Here is a 24,132-nt window from a genome sequence, read left to right as displayed (position 1 = left end):
CCACCGCGGGGTGCTTTGCACCCCATGCACAGGCAAGCCTGCTCCGAACTCGAAGAACAAGACCAACGAGGTGTTCCCATGCGTCATCTGCAAGCCCTGATCCCCGCTGCATTCACCCTGCTGTTCGCCACCACCACCCAGGCCGCGCCCACGGTCAGTGTGTACAACTGGACCGACTACATCGGTGACACCACCCTGGCCGACTTCCAGGCCAGCAGCGGAATCAAGGTGGTCTATGACGTGTTCGACTCCAACGAAACCCTCGAAGGCAAGCTGTTGGCCGGGCGTACGGGTTATGACGTGGTGGTACCGTCCAACCACTTCCTCGCCCGCCAGGCCCAGGCCGGCGCCTTCCTGCCGCTGGACCGCAGCAAGCTGCCGAACTGGCAGCACCTGGACCCCAAACTGCTCAAGCAACTTGAACAGAACGACCCCGGCAACCAGTACGCCGTGCCTTACCTGTGGGGCACCAATGGCATCGGCTACAACGTCGACAAGGTCAAGGCGGCACTGGGTGTGGACCGTATCGACTCGTGGGCAGTGCTGTTCGAGCCCGAGAACCTGAAAAAGCTCAAGCAGTGCGGCGTGGCATTCATGGACTCGCCCGACGAGCTGTTCCCGGCCGTGCTCAACTACCTGGGCATGGACCCGCGCAGCGAAAAACCGGGCGATTACGCCAAGGCCGAGGCCCGGCTCCTTGAACTGCGCCCCTACATCACCTACTTCCACTCCTCCAAGTACGTCTCTGACCTGGCGAACGGTGATGTCTGCATCGCCTTCGGCTACTCCGGCGACGTGTTCCAGGCCGCCAACCGCGCCGTAGAGGCGAAAAACGGCGTGAAGGTCGCCTACAGCATTCCCAAGGAAGGCAGCAACCTGTGGTTCGACCTGCTGGCCATCCCCAAGGACGCCAACAACCCCGAGCAGGCCCTGGCGTTCATCAACTACCTGCTGGACCCGAAAGTGATTGCCAAGGTCAGCGCCACGGTCGGCTATGCCAACGCCAACCCGGACGCCAAGGCCTACATGGATGCATCGCTGGTGAACAACCCCGAGATCTACCCACCCCAGGAGGTGCTGGACAAGCTGTACATCTCCAGCACCCCGAGCCCGAAAATCATGCGCGTCATGACCCGCTCCTGGAGCAAGATCAAGTCCAACCGCTGAGTCGAGAACGCTCATGTCTTTCAATACCCAACACACCGCCTCGTACTACGCCGCCACAGCGCGCGACGCGGCACCCTACCCCAGCCTGGACAGCGAACTTTCGGCCGACGTATGCGTGATCGGCGGCGGCCTGACTGGGGTCAATACCGCCCTGGAGCTGGCCGAGCGCGGCCTCTCGGTGGTGCTGCTGGAAGCCCGACGCATCGGCTGGGGCGCCAGTGGGCGCAATGGCGGCCAGCTGATTCGCGGTATCGGCCATGATGTCAGCGGCTTTGCCCGGCATGTCGGCCAGGACGGTGTGCGCTACCTGAAGCAGGCCGGTATCGAATCAGTGGAACTGGTGGCCGAGCGCATCGCCCGCTACGGCATTGCCTGCGACCTGCGCTGGGGCTTCTGCGAACTGGCCAACACCGCAGCGCAGTTCGCCGCCTTCAAGGAGGAACAGGACGACCTGGCCGCCTTGGGCTATCGCCATGAAACACGCCTGGTCGGCGCCGGGCAGTTGAACGAGATCGTCGCCAGCGACCAGTACGCTGGCGGCCTGGTCGACATGGGCTCGGGCCACCTGCACCCACTTGATCTGGTCCAGGGCGAAGCCCGCGCGGCCCACAGCCTGGGCGTGCGCATTTTCGAGCAAAGCCCGGTGCTGCGCATTGAGTACGGGCCCAGGTTGACGCTGCACACGGCGCGCGGCAAGGTGCGCGCAAGCAGCCTGGTGCTGGGCTGCAATGCTCACCTCGATGAACTGGAACCGCGCCTGAGCGGCAAGGTACTCCCGGCCGGCAGCTATGTGGTGGCCACCGAACCCTTGCCCGAAGCACTGGCCAGCAGCCTGATCCCGCAGAACATGGCGCTGTGCGACCAGAAGGTCGGCCTGGACTACTACCGCCTTACCGCAGACCGCCGCCTGCTGTTCGGCGGCGCCTGCCACTATTCTGGTCGAGACCCCAAGGACATCGCTGCCTATATGCGGCCCAAGGTGCTGAAAGTATTCCCGCAACTGGCCAACGTGCGCATCGACTACCAGTGGGGTGGCATGATCGGCATTACCGCCAACCGTTTCCCCCAGGTCGGGCGCCTGAACCAGCATCCTAACGTGTATTACGCCCAGGGCTATTCCGGGCACGGGCTGAACGTGACGCACTGGACGGCGAAACTGCTGGCCGAAAGCATCGCCCTCGGCCATAGCCACGGCCTGGATGTGTTCAGCGCCGTGCCGCACCTGACCTTCCCCGGCGGCAAGGCGCTGCGCTCCCCCCTGCTGGCACTGGGCATGTTGTGGTACCGCTTGCGTGAGGCCCTGGGTTGAGTGGGCCGCAACGTTTGCAGCGCCACTCAGGGCGAGCACGTCCCGGCCAGGCACTGTGTGTTCTTTTCAAAGAGGATTGCCCCGTCCACTGGCCAACTGCCTCGCACCTGCTAGCGTTGTTGTGGCCGACCTCTCATGGATGCCTTTTCATCATGAAATCATTGCCTCGCATTACCCTGTTGTGCGCCGCGCTGCTTGCCGTGGCCGCCTGCTCCAGCAACCGCGTGGACCCCAAGGATTACTCCGGCTTCCTCAAAGACTACAGCCGGCTGCAAGAGGCCAAGAGCCCGTCGGGTGACCCGGTGATGCGCTGGATCGACCCCAAGGTCAATATCAACCAGTACAGCCAGGTGTTCGTCGAGCCAAGCCAGTTCTACCCCAAGCCGCAGCCCACCGCCGTTATCTCGCAGCAGACGCTTCAGGAAATCACCCGCTACTTCAACGACGCCCTGCGCCGCGAAATGGGCAGCGTGATGCCGTTGGCCAAGGGGCCTGGCCCCGGCGTGATCGTCGTACGCCCGGCGATCACGGCAGTGTCCACCAGTAACGAGGGCCTCAGGCCTTACGAGGTGATCCCTATCGCGCTTATCGCGGCGGGAGTGAATACCGCCATGGGTGGCCGTGACCAGGATGTGGATGTCGGTGTGGAGGCAGCGTTCCTGGACGGCGCCAGCCAGAAGGTACTGGCCCAGGTGGTCCGCAAGGGCGCGGGCCAGGAACTGGAGAACGATACCCAGAAGCTGACTTTGAATGACGTCAAGCCGGTGCTCGATGGCTGGGCCAAGGACATGCGTGCGAGCTTCCTGGCAGCGAAGCAGAAAGGCCGCTGAGTCAGCGCTGACCCAACAGGTCAACGCGACCTGGTGAAGGAGCGGCCCATCGAGACACAAGGCCGCTCCAGTTGACCGCGTTAAACATCAGCACTCGACAAAAGCGACCGCCAAACCGCCGCGCGAGGTCTCCTTGTAATTGGCATGCATGTCTGCACCCGTATCTCGCATGGTGCGGATCACCCGGTCGAGCGAGATGAAGTGCTCGCCATCCCCCCGCAGCGCCATCTGCACAGCATTGATCGCTTTGACCGCAGCAATCGCATTGCGCTCGATGCACGGAACCTGCACCAGGCCACCCACCGGGTCGCAGGTCAGCCCAAGATTGTGCTCCAGGGCAATTTCGGCGGCGTTTTCAAGCTGGGGCGGCGTAGCACCCAGTACCTGCGCCAAGCCGGCAGCAGCCATCGAACAGGCTGAGCCCACCTCCCCCTGACAACCCACCTCGGCACCGGAAATCGAGGCGTTCTTTTTGCACAGGATGCCAACCGCCGCTGCGCCAAGCAGGAAGTCCACCACATCAGCATCGCAGGCACCGGGGTTGAACTTCATGTAGTAGTGCAACACCGCCGGGATAATGCCGGCTGCACCGTTGGTGGGCGCGGTAACCATACGCCCTCCGGCGGCATTTTCTTCATTGACCGCCAAGGCGAACAGGTTGACCCACTCCATGGCGCCAAGGGTCGAGCCGATCACGTTGGGCTTGCCCAGTTCCTGCAGGCTGCGATGCAACCGCGCGGCGCGGCGCTTGACGTGCAAACCGCCCGGCAGGATGCCCTCGTTGCGCAGGCCGTTCGCCACGCACTCACGCATGGCCGCCCAGATGCGCAACAAGCCTTCGCGTACCTCGGCCTCCGGGCGCCAGGCGCATTCGTTGGCCATCATCAGTTGCGCCACGCTCAGGTTGTGGGCTTTGCACAAAGCCAGCAGTTGGGTACCGCTGTCGAATTCATAAGGCAGCATCACGGCATTCGTTTCGCTTGCCGGCGCATCGATTTCGGCTTGCTCGACGATGAAGCCGCCGCCCACCGAAAAATAGGTCTGGCTCAACAGGCTGTGCTGCCCGTCCATGGCTTCCAGGCTCATGGCATTGGGGTGATAAGGCAGGCTCTCGTCGAGCAGCAGCATGTCACGGCCGTAGTCGAAGGCCAGCGGATGGCTACCGTCGAGCATCAGGCAGTGCTCTTGCAGGACCTGGCCGATGCGCGACTCGATCGTGGACGGGTCGATACGGTCCGGCCACTGGCCCATCAAGCCTAGCAGGCACGCGCGGTCGGTGGCATGGCCAACCCCGGTGGCCGACAGCGAGCCATACAGCCGCACCTCCACGCGCGTTACCTGGGCCTGCAGCCCCTGCTCACGCAAGGCCTGGGCAAAGGTGGCCGCCGCGCGCATCGGGCCGACGGTATGGGAACTGGACGGCCCGATGCCAATTTTGAAAAGGTCGAAAACACTGATAGCCATGCTAATGCCTGCCCCTACCCTGACATGCATCCAGGGTAGGGTTGTCTGAAGAAATTGAGCGTTATTGCGAATTTGCGCGATACTGCCGCGCTGGCTCACGGATGACCAACGAAACTTCCTAAGCAAGCCTTTAGCGGTACTAAACGATGCGACGACAACTCAATGGTCAGATGTTCGTCTGGCTGCATGTATTTGCCTGCGCAGCCCGGCACTTGTCCTTCACCCGTTGTGCCGAAGAGCTGCACATCACCCCGGGCGCGGTCAGCCAGCAGATGCGCCAGCTGGAAGAGCGCCTGGGCTACCGGCTGTTCCTGCGCCGGGCGCGCGGCGTGGAGCTGAGCGCCGAGGGGCAACGCCTGGCCCAGACGGTGGCGGAGGCCTACGGCAGTATCGAAGCCGAGCTGCTGCGGCTGGACGCGGGGGAAATCCGCGGCACATTGCGTGTGCGTTCTATCCCCTCGTTCCTGGCCAAATGGCTCACGCCGCGCTTGCCGCGTTTTCAACAGCGCTACCCGGATATCGAACTGCGCCTGGTCGCCGAAGACAGTGCCCAGGCGCTGACCCCGGGTGATTTCGATTTGGCCATTGACCTGAACGATGGTAGCTACCCAGGCATGCTCTCGACGCCGCTGCTGGACGAGCAGATCTTCCCGGTGTGCTCACCTGCCCTGCTGCGCGGGCGACCGCCGCTGCACGGCCCCGCTGACCTGGCGCACTACCCGCTGCTGCATGACATCACCGCCTGGCGTGGCAGTTCGGAATATGCCGAGTGGGAGTTCTACCTGGAAGGCATCGGCGCCGCCGGCCTGGATGTGCGGCGCGGGCACACCTTCAACCGCAACCACCTGACCATCGAGGCGGCGATTGCCGGTATCGGCGTGGCGATTGCCCGCCGCACGCTGCTCAATGATGAACTGGAACGCGGGGCACTGATCGTGCCGTTTGGTGTACCGATTGCCAACCACAAGCGTTATGTGGTGCATTACCCGCCAGGCGGCCTGAACCAGCCAGGTGCGCGGGCGGTGCATGACTGGCTGGTGGAAGAAGCGAGGGGGTTCAGGGCTTTGCATCCGTTGAACAAGGAATAGCCACCTGGGCGCGCTTGAGCAGGAGCGCTTCGCTTAATAAGCCTGCTTACCCGTGAAGGCATTAAGCGTGCGCACCAGAATCACGAAGTCCAGCCACAACGACCAGTTGTTGATGTACTCGATGTCCGAGTCGACCCGCTGGATCATTTGCTCGATATCCTTGGTCTCCCCCCTGAAGCCGCGCACCTGCGCCAAACCTGTCATGCCTGGCTTGATATTGTGGCGGGCAAAGTAGTCAACGATATCCTGCGAATACAAGGTGTCATGTTGCAAGGCATGCGGCCGGGGCCCTACCAGGGACATTTCCCCGGTCAGCACATTGAACAATTGTGGCAGTTCGTCAAGGCTTGTCCGCCGGATAAAGGCGCCAACCCGGGTCAACCGAGGGTCGTTCTTCTGCGCCTGCTTGACCACACCTGCTTCCGGTTGGTGAACATGCATGCTGCGAAACTTCCAGATGCGGAACGATTCTCCTGTCCAGCCGGTACGTTCCTGGCGGAAGAACACCGGGCCGCGGCTATCGATCTTGATGGCCAGCGCAACAGCCAGCAATACGGGTGATGCAAACAGCAAAATCAACGCGGCCAGCACCCGGTCTTCAAGGTTTTTCAAGAACAGGCTCATGCCCGTCAAGGGTGTCTCCGACAAGGTCAGCACCGGAATGCCGGCAATTTCCCGCACGCTGTGGTTGATCAGGCGCAACGAGAAGATATCCGGCACCCAGTTCACTGCAATGCACTTGTCGAGCAACTTGAAATACACGTCGTTGATGACCTCGGAGCCACCCAGTGGCGTCACCAGGTACACCGTACGTATGCCGTGCCGGGCCACCAGCTCGTCGAGGTCACCAATATGCCCCAACACCGGCAGGCGCTGCTTGCCCTCGGCACTCTCCAGCCCCTGCCCATCGCCCTTGTCGAGTAGCACGCACCCCAGCACCCGCTCGCCAAACCACGGGTTGTTGCTGATTTTCTGGTACAGGAAGTTGGCCAGGTCACCGTTGCCGATGATGAGGGCATTGTCCAGGCGCGCGTGGGCGGTAAAGCGTTTTTGCAGTTCACGCACGGCAAAGTGCAAGAACAACTGCGCGAAATAACCAATGACGAACAACTGCCCCATCAGCAACCGGGAATAGGTTTCGCTCTGTTTGGTCAGGAAGGCCATGACCACCAGGAAGCAAAATGTTGCCGACCAGGCCTTGAACAGGCGGAACGCCTTGATCGAAAGCCCGACGTTGGTGCGGTAGATCGCGTAATGATCATAAATGACTGCCAGTGCGCCAATCAGCAACAGCAGCATGATCACGTAATCGGATGTGATGTAGCCGAACTGGTCGTAGATCAGGTACCAGGCAATACCGGTGACGGCAATACCATCGAGGCCGGCCTGGATGGCGTTACTGACACTGCTTCTTCTCTGAAGTAAGGAACGACTGCTTCTGGGTTCGAAAACCATTTCAGACCTCATCAAAATGAGCGTAGCAAGTGCCTTCCATCAAACAGCAAGTCTTGAAAACAGCTTATGCAAAGCCCGTGAAGCAGGATCGTGGAGTTCTCAAGCCATTGATATCACTGTAGCAGCCACCTGCCGCTGGTGTGCCCGGAATCACCGCTTGTGCGAATTTTGGCCGATTCCTAGGGCCCGCCTGGCCGAAACCGCCGCCCGCCGGTACAACAGGGTGCGCAACAGGAATAGCGGATTGCCCACCACATAACGCATGAACAGGCGCTTGGGCTCGCGCAGCAGGCGGTACAGCCACTCGCCACCCAAACGCCGCAGCCATTCGGGGGCACGGCTGACCTTGCCGCCGAGAAAGTCCAGGATCGCCCCACCGCACACGATCAGGCATGGCCCGCCAGTGACTGCCAACTCCGCTGCGACCGCTTCTTGCTTGGGCATGCCCATGCCCAGCACGATCAGCTCGGGTTGCTGCTCGCGGGCCAATTGCAAATAGGTTTCAAGGCTGGCGAAGCCATCGTGAACCGACACCGGCACGATGCCAAACTCGGCTTTACAGCGCCGCACGGCCTGGTCCAGGTAGGGTTGCCGGGTGCCCCAGAAGGCGACCTTGCGCCCTCGGTAAGCAGCCATGAGCCTGGGAATGAAGTCAGTGCCGTTCATGTTCAGCCCGGGTTCCAGGCCCAGGCGGCGATACAGGATCGCCATGCCGGCGCCATCGCGCAGCAGTACATCTGCGGCCGACAGCGCCTGGCTGTAGCCACCATCGCGCACCACCAGGTTCATCGCATGGGCGTTGACGAAGCCCAGCACGGTGCCCGTATCCGGCGTAGCCAGGCGGTCGAGAAGGCGCTGCACAGCGGCGTCATCAGCGATCACTTCCAGCTGGTCGATCACACGCTTCCAGCGATTCTGCCACTGATCCATCAGTCGTCATCCCGTTTTGAACGCACCCATTCAACCTGGCGCTTGATCAGGAAACTCAGGTACAAGGGAATTTTCCTGGCCGCGTAAAACGGCGCGTACAACAACACCGAGAACGGTATCACTTCACGGCAGAAGCGCGCCCAGGCCAACGTCACAGCGAAGGCCAGCAAGGCCAAACCGGCAAAGGCGAGCCACGCAGGCGCCGCCAGGCCGAACAGCAGGTACGCCAGCCAGGTCACCAGGTTAAGCCCGAGCAAGGTCAGTACCAGCAACGCCAGGGGCGGTACCAGCAGGTCCAGGGTCAAGGCCGCCAGGCTAGCGTTGCGCTGGGTGATTGCAGCCATCGCCCGTTTGGGTGCGTCGGCAAGCATCAAGCCCAGATGGCCATGCTCCCAGCGGGTGCGTTGGCTGTTGAGGCCTTGCTGGCTGAGCGGGAACTGGCTAGTGACCAGTGCCTCGGGGCAGAAAGCAGGCGGTTTACCCTGCTGGCAAAGGTCCAGGCCCAGCTTCACATCCTCGACCAGATGACCATTGGCCAGGTTGATCAGGCTCAGATCGTGCCAGCCGAACGCCATGCCCGCGCCCATCAGCTGGCATGGCAGGCCCAGGCGCGCCCAGCCGCGTGGCCGCACCAGGTTCTTGACCCGCCAGGCAAACTCGGCAACTTGCACCCGCAACCCGGCACCTGCCGGTGCACGCATCAGGTACAGCGACTGTACCGGGCGGGCAAGTTCGTGGCAGCGGCGCGCCAGGCAGTCGATCGCCCCCTCGCCCACCTGGCAGTCGGCATCCACCACAATGACCACCTCGGGCGGCCGCTGAGCCAGGTGGCGCACGCCGAAATCCAGTGCGTAACCTTTGCCGCGCAAGCGCGTATCGTGGCGCTCGACCACTTCGGCGCCAGCCTCACGTGCCAACCGGGCCGTGTCATCGGAACAGTTGTCTGCCACGACCAGCAGGCGGTCGCCGTCCAACAGTTGCGGCGTAACGCTGGCCAGCATCGCACGAATGACCAACGCCTCATCGTGGGCGGGCACCAACACCGCCACTCGCGGGCGCTCGCCAATGCCCTTGGGCCTCGACCGCGCCGGCAGACAAGCCAGCAACACTTGCAGCACCAGCACCGACACCGGTACCAGGACGATGATCGCCAACAGGCCCAGTAACCAACCCAATACACTTATCATGCGTATGCCTTGAAATAGTCGGCCAGCCTGGCCGCCTCGGTATCGATGTCATGCCGTTGCACGACACGCTGGTAGGCCATCTCGCCCATGCGCTGCAGTGCCTCGGCCGGTTGCGCCAGGCAGTCGGCCATGGCTGTTGCCAGCTCGTCCACGGCGCCGGCAGGGAACAGCCAGCCGTTCTCGCCAGGCCGCACCAGCTCGGGGATACCCGCTACATAGGTGGTGAGCACGGGCCGGCGCAAGGCCATGGCCTCCATGATGACCACGGGCAAACCCTCGGCGAAACTGGGCAGCACCAGCGCACGGGCGCCCAGGATTTCCTCACGTACCTGCGCACTGCTGATCCAGCCAGTGATACGCACTTGCTGCTGCAAGCCGTGCCGGGCAATCAAGGCCTCGATCTGCTCGCGCGTTTCACCGTCACCCGCCAGCACCAGCTCGAAGGTGATCGACCGGGCAGCGAGACAGCGCGCCGCTTCCAGCAACAGCAGCTGGCCCTTCTGTTCGCACAGGCGCCCGACACACACCAGCCGTGGCGCCGACGGCACATCGACCGGCGCCACCTCATGAAAACCACGCTCCAGACCGCAATGCACCACCTTCACCTTACCCCAGTGCTCGTGCGCCACCCAACGGTACAGCTGGCTGCGCCCGTACGAGCTCACCGCCGCGACAAAGGCGGCGCGGCGCACCTTCTCCCCCATGTGCAAGAACTGTGGTTTGTCGAATTCTTCCGGCCCGTGCACGGTAAAGCTGTATGCCGGCCCGCCCAGGACGTTGGCCAGCATGACCACTTCCGTAGAGTTGGTGCCGAAATGCGCGTGCACATGTGTCGCCTCCCCTGCCTGCAACCACTGCAGTACCTGGCAGGCCTCGGCCAGGTAGACCAGGTGGTAGGGCCAGGCACGGTCGGCCCGCAGGCCAAGGCGCATGGCCAGCCACAGCGCCTGGAAAAAACGCCGCGGCTGCGTACGCAGCACCTGCCAGGTCGGTGCCAGTAACCCCTTGAGCCCACCTTGCAATACGTAGCGGGTCTTGCCCCGCTCGGTTGCGTCCTCGGCATCCTGCACTTCGGCGTCCCACCCACGCAGGGCTATACGTTGCACCTCAACCCCCTGGCGTTCCAGCGCCAGAATTTCGCGACGGATGAAACTGTGGCTGACTTTCGGGTACTGATTGATGAAGTAAGCAATGCGCATACGAATCCAGATCCAAACCCGCTTGATGACCAACCTTCCCTGGCAACCTTCACTTCAGGCTGTCGACTACGGGCGGTCTGTCTACTGCCGATGCACTCACAGCAAATGCATCCCCCTGTTTTCCTTGTAGTCCAAGGTTGTGATTGCTGCTTGGCAATGCTGCCTGCAAACGGGTGAAAACATCTTCAAGCAACGCCTGGCGGCGGCGGTACATCGCCCGTTTCTTGGTCGGGATGTCAGCTTCCGCCCGTTGCGCCGGCGCTAAAGGCAGGGAAAAAAAGTCCTCACGATCAGACGCTGTGGCGCCGTGTTCTTGCCAGATCACGTCGTAGTTGGCCGCCAGGTCCTGGCCCTTGTCGCTGCCAAAGTAGGGATGGCGATGGTGCCGGCAGGCGTCGCTGACGGCATATAGCTGCGTCACACCCAGGGTTCTGCCCAGGCATTTCAACGCTTCGAGCAACAGGCTGCGTGGCCGCAGCCCTTCGAAGTCCTTGGTCAGGTCACGGTAGATGGCCAGCGAGGTTTCGCTGTCGATACCTTTGTGGATGCCCTGCACCGCACCGATGAACAGGCTCGTCTCACCCTGGCTACGGCCCAGGGTGAACGCCAGGGATGCCACGCGCAGGTCGGCCTGGAACAGGTTCAGCACCAACTCGCCTTCGCGCTTGAACCAGATTGGCCGGTCCAGTACCAGGCAGCAGCCCGGCGAATGGCTGGACAGGTCACACAGCCTCAGGTTTTCGTCGCGCCCCAGCAGCAGCAACGCCGGGAACTGCCCAGCCACCAGTTCAAAGTGCGAAGCCACCACATCCAGGCGCTGTGGGGCCTCCCAGCATTGGCTGATGTAAGGCCATTGCACGACACCAATACAATCCACACCCAGCCGCGGCAAACCATGCGGGCCCAGCGCCGCCATCATGCGCTGCATGAACCCGTTTAGCTCAGGCCACTGCCTGGCAATCTGCCGCGCCAACTTGTATTTGTTGTGCATCGCCCGCAACGAGTAACCCGGTTGCAAGATAAACACGCTTTTCACGAGGGTGCCGAGCATCATGGGTTTCTCTCACTTGTACTCGATCAAAGCCGATTTGCCAGCCGCAAGGCGGTGGCGCAGGAACTTCAGCTGGCCGAGCATTTCCGGGAACTTGCCCAACACCAGGAACACGGCCTGCAGCCAGTTCTCGCGCGTCCACTTGCCGCCACGGCTAGCCAGGCGCATGGCCTGCAGTGGGTAGATCAACAGCAAGAGCAGGCCCCAGCCGCCCAGCAGCAGGCAGGCCAGCGCGATCACCAAAGGTATGCCCAGGCCCCACAACCACGCCCGACGTGACTCACGCAGCCAATGCCGCTCGGGTGGCTGGCCATGCAGGTAGGCGCCCTCGGCATAGGCGTGCCCAGCACGCAGGCTACGCCGCCACCACTGGCTGAAACGGGTCATGCCGGCATCGTGCAGGGTCATCTCGGCTGCCAGTCGCCAGACTTTCCAGCCGTTGGCCCGCAACCGTACGCACAGTTCTGGCTCTTCGCCGGCGATCAGGTCAGGACGGAAGCCACCAACAGCAGCAAAGGCGTCTGCCCGCATCAGCGCATCGCCGCCACAGGCCTTGGCCTCACCGACCGGGGTATCCCACTCCAGGTCGCACAGCAAGTTGTACACCGAACGCTGCGGGAAGCGCTCACGCCGGCGACCACACACCACTGCCACGGCGGGGTGCTGCTCAAGAAAAGCCTGCGCCGTGGCCAGCCAGGTGGTATTGACCTCGCAGTCGCCATCGACGAACTGTACCATTTGCATCGATGGCAACAGGCGCTGCAAGGCGGCAAAGCCTTCATTGCGGGCGCGTGCGGCGGTGAACGGGATACTCATGTCCAGCGCCAGCACTGCCACGCCAAGGTTGGCGGCCAGCTGCAGCGAACCATCGGTGGAACCCGAGTCGACGTACATGACCTTGTCCGGCCCCTGCGCCAGCGAAACAAGGCAGCGCTCGAGACGCTGGCCTTCATTGCGGCCGATCACCACCACGCCGATCACCGTTGCCATAGGCCTCACTCGACCGATGCCGTGGCGGCCGGTTGCCGGGCCTTGATGATGGCCGGCACCCCCACTGCCAGTGAATTGTCCGGCACATCTACCAGCACGACGGCATTGGCGCCGATGATCACGTTGTTGCCGATGCGAATACTGCCCAGCACCTTGGCCCCGGTGCCGATGTCGACGTTATTGCCGAACACCGGGGCAATCGGCTCTTCGACATTCTTCAGGCCCACCACCACGCCGTTGCGGATACGGCAGTCATCGCCGAAGCGGGCATAGCCGCTGACAACGATGCCGCCAAAATGATCAATGACGAAGTTGCGCCCGATCACCACCTCGCAGGGCAGTTCGATACCGGTGATGATCTGGACGAATTTGAACAGCACCCTGTAGATGAGTGAGCACAGTTTGCGCAGCAGTGCCGGGCGCAGCGTATAACGCCAGCGGCCAAAGCGGTACACCAACAATACCCAGAAGCCCTGGGCGCCCCAGTCCCCGCCATGGGCACGCAGGTCGGCGCGAATATTATCGAACATGGCTCCACCTACCTTGTCGGTTGGCTGGCGTACCGGGTCTTGAACAGCAAAGACCAGGTTGCCCGGCAATGACGCCAGCAGGCCTGAATGGCGCCCCAGCCGCGTCGTTTCAACAGCGCCTTGAGTGCCAGCACCAGGTCGCCCAGCGTGACCAGCAGCATGTGCAGGGCAAGCCCCGCCACCCCATGATGCTTGCGGAAGTACAGCAACTCGCTTTCGATCTGATAGGACGAGATCTGCCGGCTGGCGGCCTCCAGTTCCGCCACCGACTTGGAGCTTTCGCCACCGATATGCACCACCGTGGTATGCGGGTAGAACACCACTTTCCAGCCCGCTTCCTTCACCCGCTTGCAGTGGTCCACCTCTTCGTAATAAAGGAAGTAGCGCGGGTCGAACAAACCCACCTTGTCGAGTACTTCGCGGCGCACCAGGTAGAAGCAGCCGGGCAACCAGTCACACTCGCGCACCGAGGCGTGATCCCAGTTCATGTCGTCGACCATCTTCACCCCTGGGAAGAACCGCCCCAACCCGGTACGCCCGACGAACACATTGAGCGGCGTGGGGAAGTAGCGACAACTGGGCTGCAGGTCGCCATCGCGACCCTCCAGGCGCACCCCCAGTACGCCGCACTCCGGGTGGGCGTCCATGTAGTCGAGCGTTTTTTGCAGCGAGTCGGCGGCAACGAAGGCATCGGTATTGAGCAGCAAGGCGTACTTGCCCTTGAGGTGCGCCAACAACTGGTTGTTGGCCCGGCCGAAACCCACGTTCTGCTTGTTGCTCAGCAGCAGTGCCTCGGGGCACACCTGGGCCATGCGCTGCACCGAGTCATCGCGCGAGGCATTGTCGACCACCAGGTAACTGGCCAGGCGCTCGCTGTCGGCCCGGCGCAGCGCATCGAACATCGGCTGCAACAGTCCAGCGGTATTGAAGTTGACCACCATGACATCCACAGGTTTGCTAGCCATTTCAGCTGTCCCCGAAGAAATACTGACGTCTTTGCGCCATCAGTAACGGTTCCACTTCCGGGTCGTAGGCACCGTTGCGCTGCTTCACCAGATCGATCCATGGGTAGGCTTCGCAACGTGCCTCGACCCGCTTGATCAACTGTTCGGTGGTACAAATGAACTCGGCAGGGTTGCCACCATAGACGGTGCCTGGCGGCACGTCCTTGGTCACCACCGCCCCTGCCGCCACGATGGATTCGGGCCCGATGGTCACGCGAGGCATCACGATCGCACCATGGCCGATGAAGCAGTTGTCCTTGATGTCGATGAAACCGATCGAATCCAGGTGCTTGCCAAAGCGATGCTCGATCAGCAATACCACCCCGTCATGACCGATCAACGTGCAGTCGGACAAGCCCACGCTGTTACCGATACGTACCAGCGACGGGTCGAGAAACTTGCAGCCTGTATTGACGTAGAAATTGCTGCCGACCGAATGAAAGTTGCCCCATCGGGCCAGATAGGCCCCCCATTCAAGACCAGATGGGTTGCAGAACCTCCTGTAGAATTTGCCACCTCGCCCGGTTGCATGGGCGTAGTGCGCCACTGCCTTGCGTATCCATCCCTTCATACTGCCTGGCCTCGCGATCTGAACAATCTTGAGTGTCCTGAGGCGTTCCGGTCTCGTTCTTCCAGGTGCTGACCGCAGCGCACTCACCCGTGTACAACCCGTATCACGCAGCGGCGCCGCTGGCCGCTTTCATCTTTTTATCGAGGTGGTCGGCCAGCCGCACGGCAAATTGCAACAGCGGCATGGTCGGGTTGGAGGCGCCGCCCTTGGCAAAAATGCTGCTACCGGCGACATACAGGTTTTCGGTGCCGAACACCTTGCAATTGGCATCGACCACGCCGTACTGCGGCGAGGCGGCCATACGCGTGGTGCCCATGTGGTGGGCATGGGGTGACATTTTCAGCGGAATCGAGGTGTCATAAACAAAATCGTTGAGCTTGACGAAACCCAGGTCCATGTCGGCGAACTGCTTGGCCAGTTCGCTGCCAATGCACTTGATGGTGTGCCGGTCAGCGGCGCTGAGCGCCCAGTTGACATTGACCTTGGCCACGCCCAGCGCATCCTTCTCGTCCAGTAGCGAAATGCGGCTGTGCAGGTTGGGAAACTGCTCGATCATGGTGCTGATCACGCCGTCGCCGGGGCAGCTGAACTTGGCGATGAAAGCGACCTTGCTGGCAACACCCATGTCGCAGGCCAGGGTCTCCAGAAAGTACTTGACCTCGGCAGTGCGGCCATAGGTCTTTACATCGTCCAGCAAAACGGCGGTGACATTGCCTTTACCGGCCTTGTAATCGTCGACAAAGGCATCGGTGGTGTAGTACTGACGCGGCTCCCGGCCCTGTCCTGACTTGAGGATGAAAGTGCCCATGTCGATGTTCAGGTGTTCCATGAAACACCCGCCGACCAGCCCGTCCTTGCTCACCACGCCTGCCGCCACCAGGGTCTCGCTGTTCAGCAACTGCCGGGCATTCTCGATGCCACCTGTGGCCAGAATGAAGTTTCTTGCCACCAGACGCTGACGATTGCGCTCATAGTCGGACAGAACCACCGCCGCCAGGTGGCCGGAAGCCTTGTCGAACTTCAGATCAACGCAATTACAGTTGATGAACACGTCAAGGCCGTTGGTCTGCTCCAGTGCTGTAGCGTACTTTTGCGCAAAGCGTGTCGGCGTGCTGAGCAGAAAGCGGTCTGCCTCGAATTCACTGCCATTGAGGCCGTTGTTCATCGCGCGAAAATCCGAGCCAGGAGGCAGATCGACAATTTCCATCGCTGCCGGCAGAAAGCCTTCGATCTCCGAATAGGGAATAGGCCAGCCCGGCAACTCGCCTGGCGGGGCGATGGCAAAGTCCGATGGGGTGAATGGCCGGCAACGGCCAGCCCAGTGATTGGAGGTGCCCCCCAGGTAACGCAGGCGGCTTTCCTCGGCATACAACTCCAGGCCCGTGGATGAGCAAGCGTACAAGTCTTGCGAGTGCGGCGCATATTCGCGCCCCCCGCCTTCGGCGATCATTACGTTCCAGCCAGCGGAGGCCAGGCGCAAGCCCAGGGTAATACCCGCCGGGCCGGCCCCGATGATGCAGAAATCGTAGTTGTCGCGCAGCGCCTTCTGCTGCTGATAGTCCTTGATCATGCTGACGCGTTCCGGAAGTAACGGGACGGTAAGACCCAACCGTTGATCACCACGAACCTGGGCTTTTCGACCGTCTTGCCGGCAACCGCCGCCGAGGTGCCGAACACCGCGCCCCCCACGCCGAGCAAGACACAGCTCTGGAGAAAGCCTCTACGACCCGACTGCGCAGTACAAAAAGTGAGCTTCCCCATGATCCCGTGACCTGTAGCCATGAAAGTTACACCCGGCAAACTGCGCTACAGCCAGTTGAAAAAGGCTGTCAGCAGTGCCCCGCACAGCGCCCCGACCAGTAACATCGGCAGTACCACCAGCTCACGTTTGAGGCTGAAGATACCCAGTTTGCAGTTCACATACACAACCAGCACCAGCGTTGGCACAGCATGCAGGGCAACACCCCAGATAGCCCACTCCACCCCACCAATCGCCAGTAACAGCGGCAATAGCGCCCATAACGAGACCAGGCGGATGATGTTGTCCATGGCCTGGTACTTGGTCAGGCCCAAGGCAATCCACACCTGATGAGCCAAGGTATAGCGCAATACGATGAACGATAGCGAGAGAATCGCCAGCATCGGCCCGGCTTCGCGGTAGCGATCGTCGTACATCCAGCCGATCAGCAGCGGGCTGGCGGTCAGGAAACCGCCACAAATGAACAGCACCAGCAGGTCGACCAGCAGCCGAAAGCGGAAATACAGCGCTTTGAGGCGCGGCTTGTCGTCGGCCCGGGCCGCTTCGCTGAAAGCAGGCAGCGCCACCGCGCCGACAATCTTCATGAGCGCGGTCTGCACCGCACCCAGGATCAGCACGGCGATCGAATACACACCCAGTTGCGCCGCCGACATGCTGGCGCCAAACCATATGCGGTCGCCGTACATCGCCAGCACGCCGACCATCGACGACAACAGAATCCAACGGCCAAACACGATCAGCTCGGTCAGCGCGGAACGGTCCCAGCGCAGGTGGTTGTTGGGCCCCTCCAGGGCGGTATGCCCCAGCACGGTCCAGACGACCGCCGAAACCAGGCCTGATAACACCAGCGCCCAGATCGAATGGGTCAGCAAGCCCAGCACCAGCATCACCACCAGGCCGGCCACCTGCGAGGCAAGGTCGACCAGCACCACGCGCTTTTGTTGGAAAGTTCGTACCGCCACATCTATCTTGGTGGACTGGAAACCCCAGATGGCCGCCGACAGGCCGGTGACCGCCAGCACCATCGGCAGGACGGGCGCGGCATAGGTCGAGTCGGCCGGCCACAGCTCAGCCAGTTGGGCCAACCAAGCTCCCAGGGCCAGCAGCAGGGTAAGGGCAAACAGCAGGAAACCGCGGATGATCTGCACGGTCCAGGCGGTGTTGAGAAAGTCCGGGTCGTCTCCGCGGTGGCTCTGGATGATGTTCTGGCGCAGGCCGACATCGGAAAGCAAATGCAGCAGTATCGAAACAGTGGTGGCGATGACCATCACCCCGAACATTTCCGGCAGCAGCAAGCGGGCCATGATCAGATTGCCGCCCAAGCGCATCACCTGTGAAGCCACCTGCGAGACCAGGTTCCAAGACCCGGCCCTCAGGGCCCGCTTGCGCAGGCTCGCGGCGGCTGACACATCAATCGACGGCATGACTTCAATCTCTGACTGATTGGCTAAAAGTCACTATAGTTTCAATTAGCCATGATGCTAGCCGTTGCCCACCGAGGGAAAGGTGTACATAGCCGATGCCTGAACATTTTCGTGCGTTGATCGTCATCCTGTTTCTGGCGAGCGTGGTCTTCCTGATGGCCCGGCGGCCTGCCACCGACCTGATTCCGCTCAGCGACTACAAGCGCCGGCGTAATCTGTGGTTCCTGCTGACCCTGCTGGCTTTTTTCTCCCACAGCTTCTGGCTGTACCTGGGGGTGGGCGCGGTCGTCCTGTTGCTGGCCGGGCGCCGCGAGCACAACCCCATGGCGCTGTTCTACATGCTGCTGTTCCTGATCCCGCCAGCGTCGGTGCAGGTGCCCGGGTTTGGCGTGGTCAATTACCTGGTCGACCTTAACCATATTCGCCTGCTGACCCTGTGCGTGTTGCTGCCGGCCGCGCTGTACCTGCGCCGCCAAGGTGACACTTTGCGCTTTGGCCGCACCTGGGCCGATAAACTGCTGGCGGCCGGCCTGCTGCTGATGAGCGTGCTCTATTTGCGCGAAACCACCCTTACCGACACGCTGCGCCAGGCGCTGTACCTGTATGTCGACGTTCTCCTGCCGTATTACGTGGCCAGCCGTGGCCTGCGCCAGATCAGCGACTTCAAGGACACCCTGCTGGCCTTCGTGCTCGCCTCTTTCGTCATGGCGCTGATCGCTGTGGCCGAGTATGTGCGCCACTGGCTGTTATACAGCGCCCTGGTCGACGCCATGGGCGTGCCATGGAGCATGTCCGGCTACCTGAGCCGGGGCGGTGCACTGCGGGCAAGCGTCACCACCGGCCAGGCGATTGCACTGGGTTACGTGATGAGCGTGGCCATCGGCCTGCTCCTGTTCGTGCAGGGCTATGTGCAACGCCCGCTGCACAGGGCCATGGGCGCCCTGCTGCTGGCCGCCGGGCTGTTCGCGCCATTGTCGCGTGGCCCGTGGATCGGCGCGGTGGTCATCGTGGTGGTGTTCATCGCCCTGGGCAAAGGCGCCGTCAAGCGCCTGGCGCTGCTAGGTGCGGCAGGCATGCTGGCGTTGCCCTTGCTGACCGTCGTGCCTGGGGGCGACAAGGTGCTGGACCTGCTGCCGTTCATCGGTAACCTCGAGAAAGAGAACATCACCTACCGCGAGCGGCTGATGGACAACTCGTGGATCGTCATCCAGCGCAACCCGTTGTTCGGCTCCTTCGACTTCCGCAACACACCCGAAATGCAGGCGATGATCCAGGGCGACGGCATCATCGACATCGTCAACACCTACATCAACCTGGCGTTGCGGGTCGGCCTGGTCGGGCTAGGGCTGTTCGTGGCGTTCTTTGCCGTCGTGCTGCGGGGTATCCGCAGGGCCATGCTCAGCTTTGCCGACAAGGACGACGAGCGAAGGCAGCTCGGCCGGGTGTTGCTGGCAACGCTGATCGGCATTCTGGTCATCATCTTCACGGTCAGCAGCATCACCTTCATCCCGGTGGTGTACTGGTCTATCGCAGGCCTGGGCGTGGCCTACATCCAGATGGTTCGCCGGCTGCACAACAGCCAGGTCATGGAACTGGCAGAACCCGACCTACAACCCAGGTAATGTTCATGAATAGGCTGTCCCTGCGTCATTACGTGCGCCTTTCGGCCATTGCCGGCCTGGCCCTGCTGCCGCTGGCCAGCTGGGCTTCCGACTGGCAGGTCAGTGTCGATGAGCAAAATGGCTTGCCTAGCGTGACACACGGCGGTGGCCCGGTCATGAAGGCCAAATTCGATTTCTGGGCTGCCAACTGGAGCTGGACCGGTTTCTATACCGACTTCAAGGTCAATGGCCCTTACCACTACACGCTGCGGGGCAAGAACAAGGAGCTGGACTTCGACCTGCAGGCTGACATCCGCAAGGAACAGGCGCAAACCCTGAGCTGGGCCTTCGACCTCGACGCCCACAGCCGCCAGAGCGGTGTCATGGGTGGCGGCATGGTGTTCCAGTTCGACCCGGCACAAATCGCCGGCGACATGGGGGCCCCGCAGTTGCTGCCCGACAATCGCGGCTGGACGTGGGGCAAGGCTGACCAGGGGCGACGCATCGAAATGCGCTTCGACCCGCCACTGGCCAAGGTCTATTTCGAGCGCGGCAACCCGTCCGAGCTGCGCGCATTCCTCTACAAGGACCCGATCAGCGCCGGCCGCCAGCAGCTCAAGGCCGTGCTCAACGTGACCGGCGACATCGAACTCGGCCCGACGCCCACCGAGCGCTTCGGCCTGGCAGACCCCGCCAAGTGGCCTGATGACCAACTGGACTGGCGCACCTCGCCGGTGGACCTGTCGTTCCTCAACGCAGGGGAAAGACCCGCCGGCAAGCGTGGCTTCGTCAAGGCGGTGGGCGACCAGTTGATGTTCGCCGACAACACCCCAATACGCTTTTGGGGCACCAACCTGTCGGCCTACTCGCTGTTCAAAAGCCCCGACGACGAAATACGCCAACAGGCCAAACGCCTCTCGGCACTGGGTTTCAACCTGGTGCGCCTGCATCACCACGACTCGCCCTGGGTCAGCCCCAACGTCTTTGGCGACGGCACCTTGGTGCGCGATACCCAGCAGCTCAGCGCCCAATCGCTGCGCAAGCTCGACCTGTGGATCAAGTCACTCAAGGACGAAGGCATCTACATCTGGCTGGACATGCATGTGCAGCGTGCGTTTACCGCCAACGACCACATCGAAGACTTCAAGGAGCTGCCCGAGCAGGATGGTCGCGTCGACCTGAAGGGTTACGCCTACGTGAACGACAGTATCCAGCAAGCGATGAAACGCTTCGCCGAGCAGTACCTGACCCATGTGAACGAATACACGGGCCTGGCCTACAAGGACGACCCCGCCATCGCCGCCGTGCTGATCACCAACGAGAATGACCTGACCCAGCATTACGGCAACGCCCTGATGCCGAACAAGGATGTACCACGCCACAGCGCGCGCTACATGACGGCGGCCAAGGCCTTTGCCAAACAGTTTGACCTACCCGCCGACCTGACCTGGCGTGCCTGGGAGCATGGGCCGTCGAAGCTGTTGCTCAACGAGCTGGAACAACGCTTCAATGCCGACATGATCGCCCACTTGCGCAGCGTGGGCGTGAAAGTCCCCATTGCTACCACCAGCACCTGGGGCGGCAATGGGCTTAGCGCACTGCCGGCACTGAGCGTTGGTGATGTCATCGACGCCCACAGCTACGGCGACGCAGGCCAACTGGAGAAGAACCCGCTGACCAGCGACGGCATGATCGACTGGATTGCTGCCGCCCAGGTCGTCGGCAAACCGCTGACCGTTACCGAGTGGAACGCCGAGCCCTTCCCGCTGCCGGACCGTCACTCGCTACCCATTTACATCGCCGGCACTGCCAGCCACCAAGGCTGGGACGCCATGCTGCAATACGCCTACAGCCAACAAGCATTCAACCCAGGTTGGCGCACGGCGGACAACTGGCACGCGTACAACGACCCAGCGATGATCGCCACCCTGCCCGCCGCTGCCCTGCTCTATCGCCGTGCGGACGTAAGACCAGCCACCACTCGCTACGTGTTCGCACCGACACCTGCCACCCTTTACAACCAGGAAATCACCCCGCGTAACTCACCGCTGCTGCGCACGGCCATGGAAAAGGGCCAGTTGCAGATCGCCCTGCCACACACGTCGCAATTGCCCTGGCTGAAACCCGCGCCCATCCCGGCAGACGCGCAGGTGCTGCACGACCCGGGGCAAGCGCTGCTGGCCGCCGATGCCACCGAGTCGGTGACCGATACAGGCGAGCTCAGGCGCAACTGGCAACAAGGCATCTACACCATCGACACGCCACTGACCCAAGCCGCCAGCGGCTGGCTGGGCGGCCGCCCGATCAACCTGGGTGCCATTCAGATACAAACGAAAACGCCTTACGCCAGCGTCGTGGTCCAGAGCCTGGACGGCAAGCCACTGGGCCAGTCGCGCGAGCTTCTGCTGTCACTGGGCACCCGTGCCATGCCCAAGGCCGATGACAAGACGCCGTTCAATGTCGAGCCCCTTGAAGGCCGCCTGGACATCAAGGCGCCCGCCGGCCTGAAACTGTTCGCCCGCGATGCACGGGAACAGCTGAAGCCGCTGCCAGTGGCCTACAAGGATGGGCAATACACCATTACCTTCGACGGAACCTACATGTCCAATTGGCTATTCTTGAAATAGAGCATATGGCCATCTACGCTCAGGTCACCTGTAGCTGATCATCCCACCTGCACGTGTCAGGGAGTGTTCACTGCGTCTGTAAACAGCAGATTCCAGGAGGTGGGGATGAAATATCTGGTTGTGGGTGGTGCGGGCTACATTGGCTCGCACATGGTCAAGCACCTGCTCGCCGCCGGCCATGAAGTGCTGGTGGCGGACCTGGTCTCACCTGGGCCCGGTATCCAGTGGGCCAAGCTCGACATCGCCGACGAAGCCGCACTGGACGTGCTGTTTGGCGTTTGCCGCTTCGATGCGGTGTTCCACTTCGCCTCGTTCATTCAAGTGGGCGAGTCGGTCAGTGCCCCCGGCAAGTACTACCAGAACAATGTCGCAGCCACCCTTTCCCTGCTGCAGGCCATGGTCAATGCCGGCATCAGGCACCTGGTGTTTTCTTCGAGTGCCGCCGTATACGGCAACCCGCAGTACGTGCCGATAGATGAAGCACACACCAAGGGGCCGATCAACCCGTATGGGTTGAGCAAATGGATGGTCGAGCAGATTCTTGAGGACTTCGACCGGGCCTATGGTTTGAAGTCGGTATGCCTGCGCTACTTCAATGCAGCGGGCGCTGACCCGGAAGGCCAGCTAGGCGAGCGTCATGAACCGGAAACCCATCTGATCCCGTTGATCCTGCAGGCTGCATCTGGCCGGCGTGAGGCGGTGACAGTGTTTGGTCGCGACTACGACACACCGGATGGCACCTGCATACGCGACTACGTGCATGTGGCAGACCTGGCGGCGGCCCATGCACTGGCAGTGGATTATTTACTGGACGGTGGCGAGCGTGCCGCGTTCAACCTGGGCAATGGCCTGGGCTTTTCGGTGCAACAGGTGATCGATACGGCCCGGGCAGTGACCGGGCGACAGATCAATGCCCTTGACGCACCGCGTCGCGCCGGCGACCCGCCACGACTGGTGGCGGATGCGAGCAAAGCCATGCAGGTGCTGGGCTGGCGCCCGGCATTCGCCTCGCTGGAGCAGATTGTTCGGCATGCGTGGCAGTGGGAGTTGCAGTATCCCTGGAGGCGCTGAGTTGGCCTCATAGCCTTCAGGCGCAGCACAAGGCTGCGCCTAAAAGCGTATTGCCAGAAAGCTCAGTAATAGGTGCGCGGCTGTTCGTCAGCCTTGTTCAACACTGTCCCGATCAGGTTCACCGTGCCCAGGTGATGCAGGCAATCCTCGATTTCCTTCTTGTTGTTCATTCCGTTGGCCACCACCAGCAACACGCAGTCGAACTTGGGCATCACGGTGATCGCATCGTCCGAGCTGAGCAGCGGTGGCAAATCGAAAATGCAGATGCGCGATTCGTAGCGGTTGCGCAAATCGCCAATCAGGTTGTTCACCTTGGGCGAGGACAGCATCTCGGTCGACAGGGGCACGGGTACCCGCGTTGGCAGCACCACAAAGCGCGGCAAGGTGGGGTTGACCAAACAGTCCTGCAACTCGGCCTTGTCCGACAGAAACTCGTTCAGTGCCTGCTCCATGGGCAGGCCCAGGTAACTGCCGACCTTGGGCCGGCGCAGGTCGAAGTCCACCAGTAACGCAGTCTTGGTGGTGTGGTGGGCAATACTCATGGCCAGGTTGATCGCCAGCATGGTCTTGCCCGCTTCTGGCGTTGGCGAGGTGATGGCCAAGGTACGCCAGCCGTTCTCGTCCATGGCCCTGAGCACCTGCGTACGCAACAGGTCGATCGGCCCGTTCATGTTGGAGTTCTTGTTGTACGCCACGATGCGGTTACGCTCCAGGTGGTCTGCACGCAGCGGCACCACCTTGGTGTTCACGTAATCGAACTGACCCGGCACTTCGGCCAGCGCCGTACCGGGGGCGGGAGACAGTGCCTGGGGAGTACCCGGGGTTACCTGATGAATATTGTTGCCAACAGCCGGCTTGATCCTGTCCATCACTGC

The 24,132-nt window shown here is 61.9% G+C and carries 20 protein-coding genes; 7 read left to right on the top strand and 13 right to left on the bottom strand.

Going from position 1 to position 24,132, the window contains the following annotated elements; translation table 11 throughout:
- The first annotated feature begins 78 nt into the window (after window positions 1–78).
- From QYE47_RS04150 to QYE47_RS04140, 3 genes are all read left to right on the top strand, one after another.
- Window positions 79–1,167 (top strand): polyamine ABC transporter substrate-binding protein, encoded by a 1,089-nt coding sequence (locus QYE47_RS04150; protein ID WP_014591022.1) that lies wholly within the window; start codon window positions 79–81, stop codon window positions 1,165–1,167.
- A gap of 13 nt (window positions 1,168–1,180) precedes the next feature.
- Window positions 1,181–2,476, top strand: a complete 1,296-nt coding sequence (locus QYE47_RS04145; protein ID WP_014591023.1) for an FAD-binding oxidoreductase — start codon at window positions 1,181–1,183, stop codon at window positions 2,474–2,476.
- A 152-nt stretch (window positions 2,477–2,628) separates the two neighbouring features.
- Window positions 2,629–3,306, top strand: a complete 678-nt coding sequence (locus tag QYE47_RS04140; RefSeq protein WP_014591024.1) for a DUF3313 domain-containing protein — start codon at window positions 2,629–2,631, stop codon at window positions 3,304–3,306.
- Window positions 3,307–3,393: 87 nt separating this feature from the next.
- On the opposite strand, the gene QYE47_RS04135 is transcribed toward QYE47_RS04140, so the two are convergent.
- Window positions 3,394–4,770: an L-serine ammonia-lyase gene (locus QYE47_RS04135; RefSeq protein ID WP_014591025.1), complete on the bottom strand. Its 1,377-nt coding sequence runs from the start codon at window positions 4,768–4,770 to the stop codon at window positions 3,394–3,396.
- A gap of 146 nt (window positions 4,771–4,916) precedes the next feature.
- Between QYE47_RS04135 and QYE47_RS04130 the strand changes: the two genes are divergently transcribed.
- The gene (locus QYE47_RS04130) at window positions 4,917–5,858 is read left to right on the top strand and encodes a LysR substrate-binding domain-containing protein (RefSeq protein ID WP_012052371.1); all 942 of its coding nucleotides are present in this window, start codon (window positions 4,917–4,919) and stop codon (window positions 5,856–5,858) included.
- Between the two features lie 33 nt (window positions 5,859–5,891).
- Here QYE47_RS04130 and QYE47_RS04125 read toward each other — a convergent pair whose 3' ends face one another.
- From QYE47_RS04125 to QYE47_RS04075, 11 genes are all read right to left on the bottom strand, one after another.
- On the bottom strand, window positions 5,892–7,313 hold the full coding sequence (locus tag QYE47_RS04125; RefSeq protein WP_014591027.1) for an undecaprenyl-phosphate glucose phosphotransferase: 1,422 nt from the start codon (window positions 7,311–7,313) through the stop codon (window positions 5,892–5,894).
- A gap of 150 nt (window positions 7,314–7,463) precedes the next feature.
- Window positions 7,464–8,243: a WecB/TagA/CpsF family glycosyltransferase gene (locus tag QYE47_RS04120; RefSeq protein ID WP_014591028.1), complete on the bottom strand. Its 780-nt coding sequence runs from the start codon at window positions 8,241–8,243 to the stop codon at window positions 7,464–7,466.
- Complete coding sequence (locus tag QYE47_RS04115; RefSeq protein WP_014591029.1) at window positions 8,243–9,430, bottom strand: glycosyltransferase family 2 protein; 1,188 nt, start codon at window positions 9,428–9,430, stop codon at window positions 8,243–8,245. The genes QYE47_RS04120 and QYE47_RS04115 overlap by 1 nt, the downstream gene beginning before the upstream one ends.
- Window positions 9,427–10,629 carry a glycosyltransferase family 4 protein gene (locus tag QYE47_RS04110; protein ID WP_014591030.1) on the bottom strand — a complete coding sequence of 401 codons (1,203 nt, stop codon included), beginning with the start codon at window positions 10,627–10,629 and terminating at the stop codon, window positions 9,427–9,429. Before QYE47_RS04110 ends, QYE47_RS04115 begins: the two co-directional genes overlap by 4 nt.
- A gap of 49 nt (window positions 10,630–10,678) precedes the next feature.
- On the bottom strand, window positions 10,679–11,683 hold the full coding sequence (locus QYE47_RS04105; RefSeq protein WP_070383915.1) for a VirK/YbjX family protein: 1,005 nt from the start codon (window positions 11,681–11,683) through the stop codon (window positions 10,679–10,681).
- 9 nt (window positions 11,684–11,692) lie between these two features.
- Window positions 11,693–12,670 (bottom strand): glycosyltransferase family 2 protein, encoded by a 978-nt coding sequence (locus QYE47_RS04100; protein WP_014591032.1) that lies wholly within the window; start codon window positions 12,668–12,670, stop codon window positions 11,693–11,695.
- A 5-nt stretch (window positions 12,671–12,675) separates the two neighbouring features.
- Complete coding sequence (locus QYE47_RS04095; protein WP_014591033.1) at window positions 12,676–13,200, bottom strand: serine O-acetyltransferase; 525 nt, start codon at window positions 13,198–13,200, stop codon at window positions 12,676–12,678.
- 8 nt (window positions 13,201–13,208) lie between these two features.
- Window positions 13,209–14,165 (bottom strand): glycosyltransferase family 2 protein, encoded by a 957-nt coding sequence (locus tag QYE47_RS04090; protein WP_010954024.1) that lies wholly within the window; start codon window positions 14,163–14,165, stop codon window positions 13,209–13,211.
- 1 nt (window position 14,166) lies between these two features.
- A complete protein-coding gene (locus QYE47_RS04085) occupies window positions 14,167–14,775 on the bottom strand; it encodes an acyltransferase (RefSeq protein ID WP_014591034.1) in 609 nt (202 codons plus the stop codon).
- Window positions 14,776–14,878: 103 nt separating this feature from the next.
- A complete protein-coding gene (locus tag QYE47_RS04080) occupies window positions 14,879–16,345 on the bottom strand; it encodes a GMC oxidoreductase (protein ID WP_014591035.1) in 1,467 nt (488 codons plus the stop codon).
- A gap of 236 nt (window positions 16,346–16,581) precedes the next feature.
- Window positions 16,582–17,958 carry an oligosaccharide flippase family protein gene (locus QYE47_RS04075; RefSeq protein WP_019438665.1) on the bottom strand — a complete coding sequence of 459 codons (1,377 nt, stop codon included), beginning with the start codon at window positions 17,956–17,958 and terminating at the stop codon, window positions 16,582–16,584.
- Window positions 17,959–18,053: 95 nt separating this feature from the next.
- Here QYE47_RS04075 and QYE47_RS04070 point away from each other — a divergent pair, with 95 nt between their 5' ends.
- The 3 genes from QYE47_RS04070 (at window position 18,054) to galE (ending at window position 23,257) form a co-directional block, all read left to right on the top strand.
- Entirely contained in the window at window positions 18,054–19,580 is a 1,527-nt protein-coding gene (locus QYE47_RS04070) for an O-antigen ligase (protein ID WP_070383914.1), read from the top strand.
- 5 nt (window positions 19,581–19,585) lie between these two features.
- On the top strand, window positions 19,586–22,186 hold the full coding sequence (locus QYE47_RS04065; RefSeq protein ID WP_014591039.1) for a cellulase family glycosylhydrolase: 2,601 nt from the start codon (window positions 19,586–19,588) through the stop codon (window positions 22,184–22,186).
- 105 nt (window positions 22,187–22,291) lie between these two features.
- Window positions 22,292–23,257 (top strand): UDP-glucose 4-epimerase GalE, encoded by a 966-nt coding sequence (gene galE, locus QYE47_RS04060; RefSeq protein ID WP_014591040.1) that lies wholly within the window; start codon window positions 22,292–22,294, stop codon window positions 23,255–23,257.
- Window positions 23,258–23,319: 62 nt separating this feature from the next.
- Here the strand turns inward: galE and QYE47_RS04055 are convergent, their stop codons facing one another.
- A complete protein-coding gene (locus QYE47_RS04055) occupies window positions 23,320–24,126 on the bottom strand; it encodes a CpsD/CapB family tyrosine-protein kinase (protein WP_014591041.1) in 807 nt (268 codons plus the stop codon).
- Window positions 24,127–24,132: the final 6 nt, after the last annotated feature.

The organism is Pseudomonas sp. 2,4-D, from assembly GCF_030418155.1.
Taxonomy (GTDB): domain Bacteria; phylum Pseudomonadota; class Gammaproteobacteria; order Pseudomonadales; family Pseudomonadaceae; genus Aquipseudomonas; species Aquipseudomonas alloputida.
Note: the sequence above shows the minus strand (reverse complement) of the source record. Positions and strands in the feature narration are given on the sequence as shown.

Bases quoted from the DNA above. Each gene is read 5' to 3' on its own strand.
- QYE47_RS04150 (WP_014591022.1), top strand. From the start codon at position 79: ATGCGTCATCTGCAAGCCCTGATCCCCGCTGCATTCACCCTGCTGTTC.
- QYE47_RS04145 (WP_014591023.1), top strand. From the start codon at position 1,181: ATGTCTTTCAATACCCAACACACCGCCTCGTACTACGCCGCCACAGCG.
- QYE47_RS04140 (WP_014591024.1), top strand. From the start codon at position 2,629: ATGAAATCATTGCCTCGCATTACCCTGTTGTGCGCCGCGCTGCTTGCC.
- QYE47_RS04135 (WP_014591025.1), bottom strand. From the start codon at position 4,770: ATGGCTATCAGTGTTTTCGACCTTTTCAAAATTGGCATCGGGCCGTCC.
- QYE47_RS04130 (WP_012052371.1), top strand. From the start codon at position 4,917: ATGCGACGACAACTCAATGGTCAGATGTTCGTCTGGCTGCATGTATTT.
- QYE47_RS04125 (WP_014591027.1), bottom strand. From the start codon at position 7,313: ATGGTTTTCGAACCCAGAAGCAGTCGTTCCTTACTTCAGAGAAGAAGC.
- QYE47_RS04120 (WP_014591028.1), bottom strand. From the start codon at position 8,243: ATGGATCAGTGGCAGAATCGCTGGAAGCGTGTGATCGACCAGCTGGAA.
- QYE47_RS04115 (WP_014591029.1), bottom strand. From the start codon at position 9,430: ATGATAAGTGTATTGGGTTGGTTACTGGGCCTGTTGGCGATCATCGTC.
- QYE47_RS04110 (WP_014591030.1), bottom strand. From the start codon at position 10,629: ATGCGCATTGCTTACTTCATCAATCAGTACCCGAAAGTCAGCCACAGT.
- QYE47_RS04105 (WP_070383915.1), bottom strand. From the start codon at position 11,683: ATGATGCTCGGCACCCTCGTGAAAAGCGTGTTTATCTTGCAACCGGGT.
- QYE47_RS04100 (WP_014591032.1), bottom strand. From the start codon at position 12,670: ATGGCAACGGTGATCGGCGTGGTGGTGATCGGCCGCAATGAAGGCCAG.
- QYE47_RS04095 (WP_014591033.1), bottom strand. From the start codon at position 13,200: ATGTTCGATAATATTCGCGCCGACCTGCGTGCCCATGGCGGGGACTGG.
- QYE47_RS04090 (WP_010954024.1), bottom strand. From the start codon at position 14,165: ATGGCTAGCAAACCTGTGGATGTCATGGTGGTCAACTTCAATACCGCT.
- QYE47_RS04085 (WP_014591034.1), bottom strand. From the start codon at position 14,775: ATGAAGGGATGGATACGCAAGGCAGTGGCGCACTACGCCCATGCAACC.
- QYE47_RS04080 (WP_014591035.1), bottom strand. From the start codon at position 16,345: ATGATCAAGGACTATCAGCAGCAGAAGGCGCTGCGCGACAACTACGAT.
- QYE47_RS04075 (WP_019438665.1), bottom strand. From the start codon at position 17,958: ATGCCGTCGATTGATGTGTCAGCCGCCGCGAGCCTGCGCAAGCGGGCC.
- QYE47_RS04070 (WP_070383914.1), top strand. From the start codon at position 18,054: ATGCCTGAACATTTTCGTGCGTTGATCGTCATCCTGTTTCTGGCGAGC.
- QYE47_RS04065 (WP_014591039.1), top strand. From the start codon at position 19,586: ATGAATAGGCTGTCCCTGCGTCATTACGTGCGCCTTTCGGCCATTGCC.
- galE (WP_014591040.1), top strand. From the start codon at position 22,292: ATGAAATATCTGGTTGTGGGTGGTGCGGGCTACATTGGCTCGCACATG.
- QYE47_RS04055 (WP_014591041.1), bottom strand. From the start codon at position 24,126: ATGGACAGGATCAAGCCGGCTGTTGGCAACAATATTCATCAGGTAACC.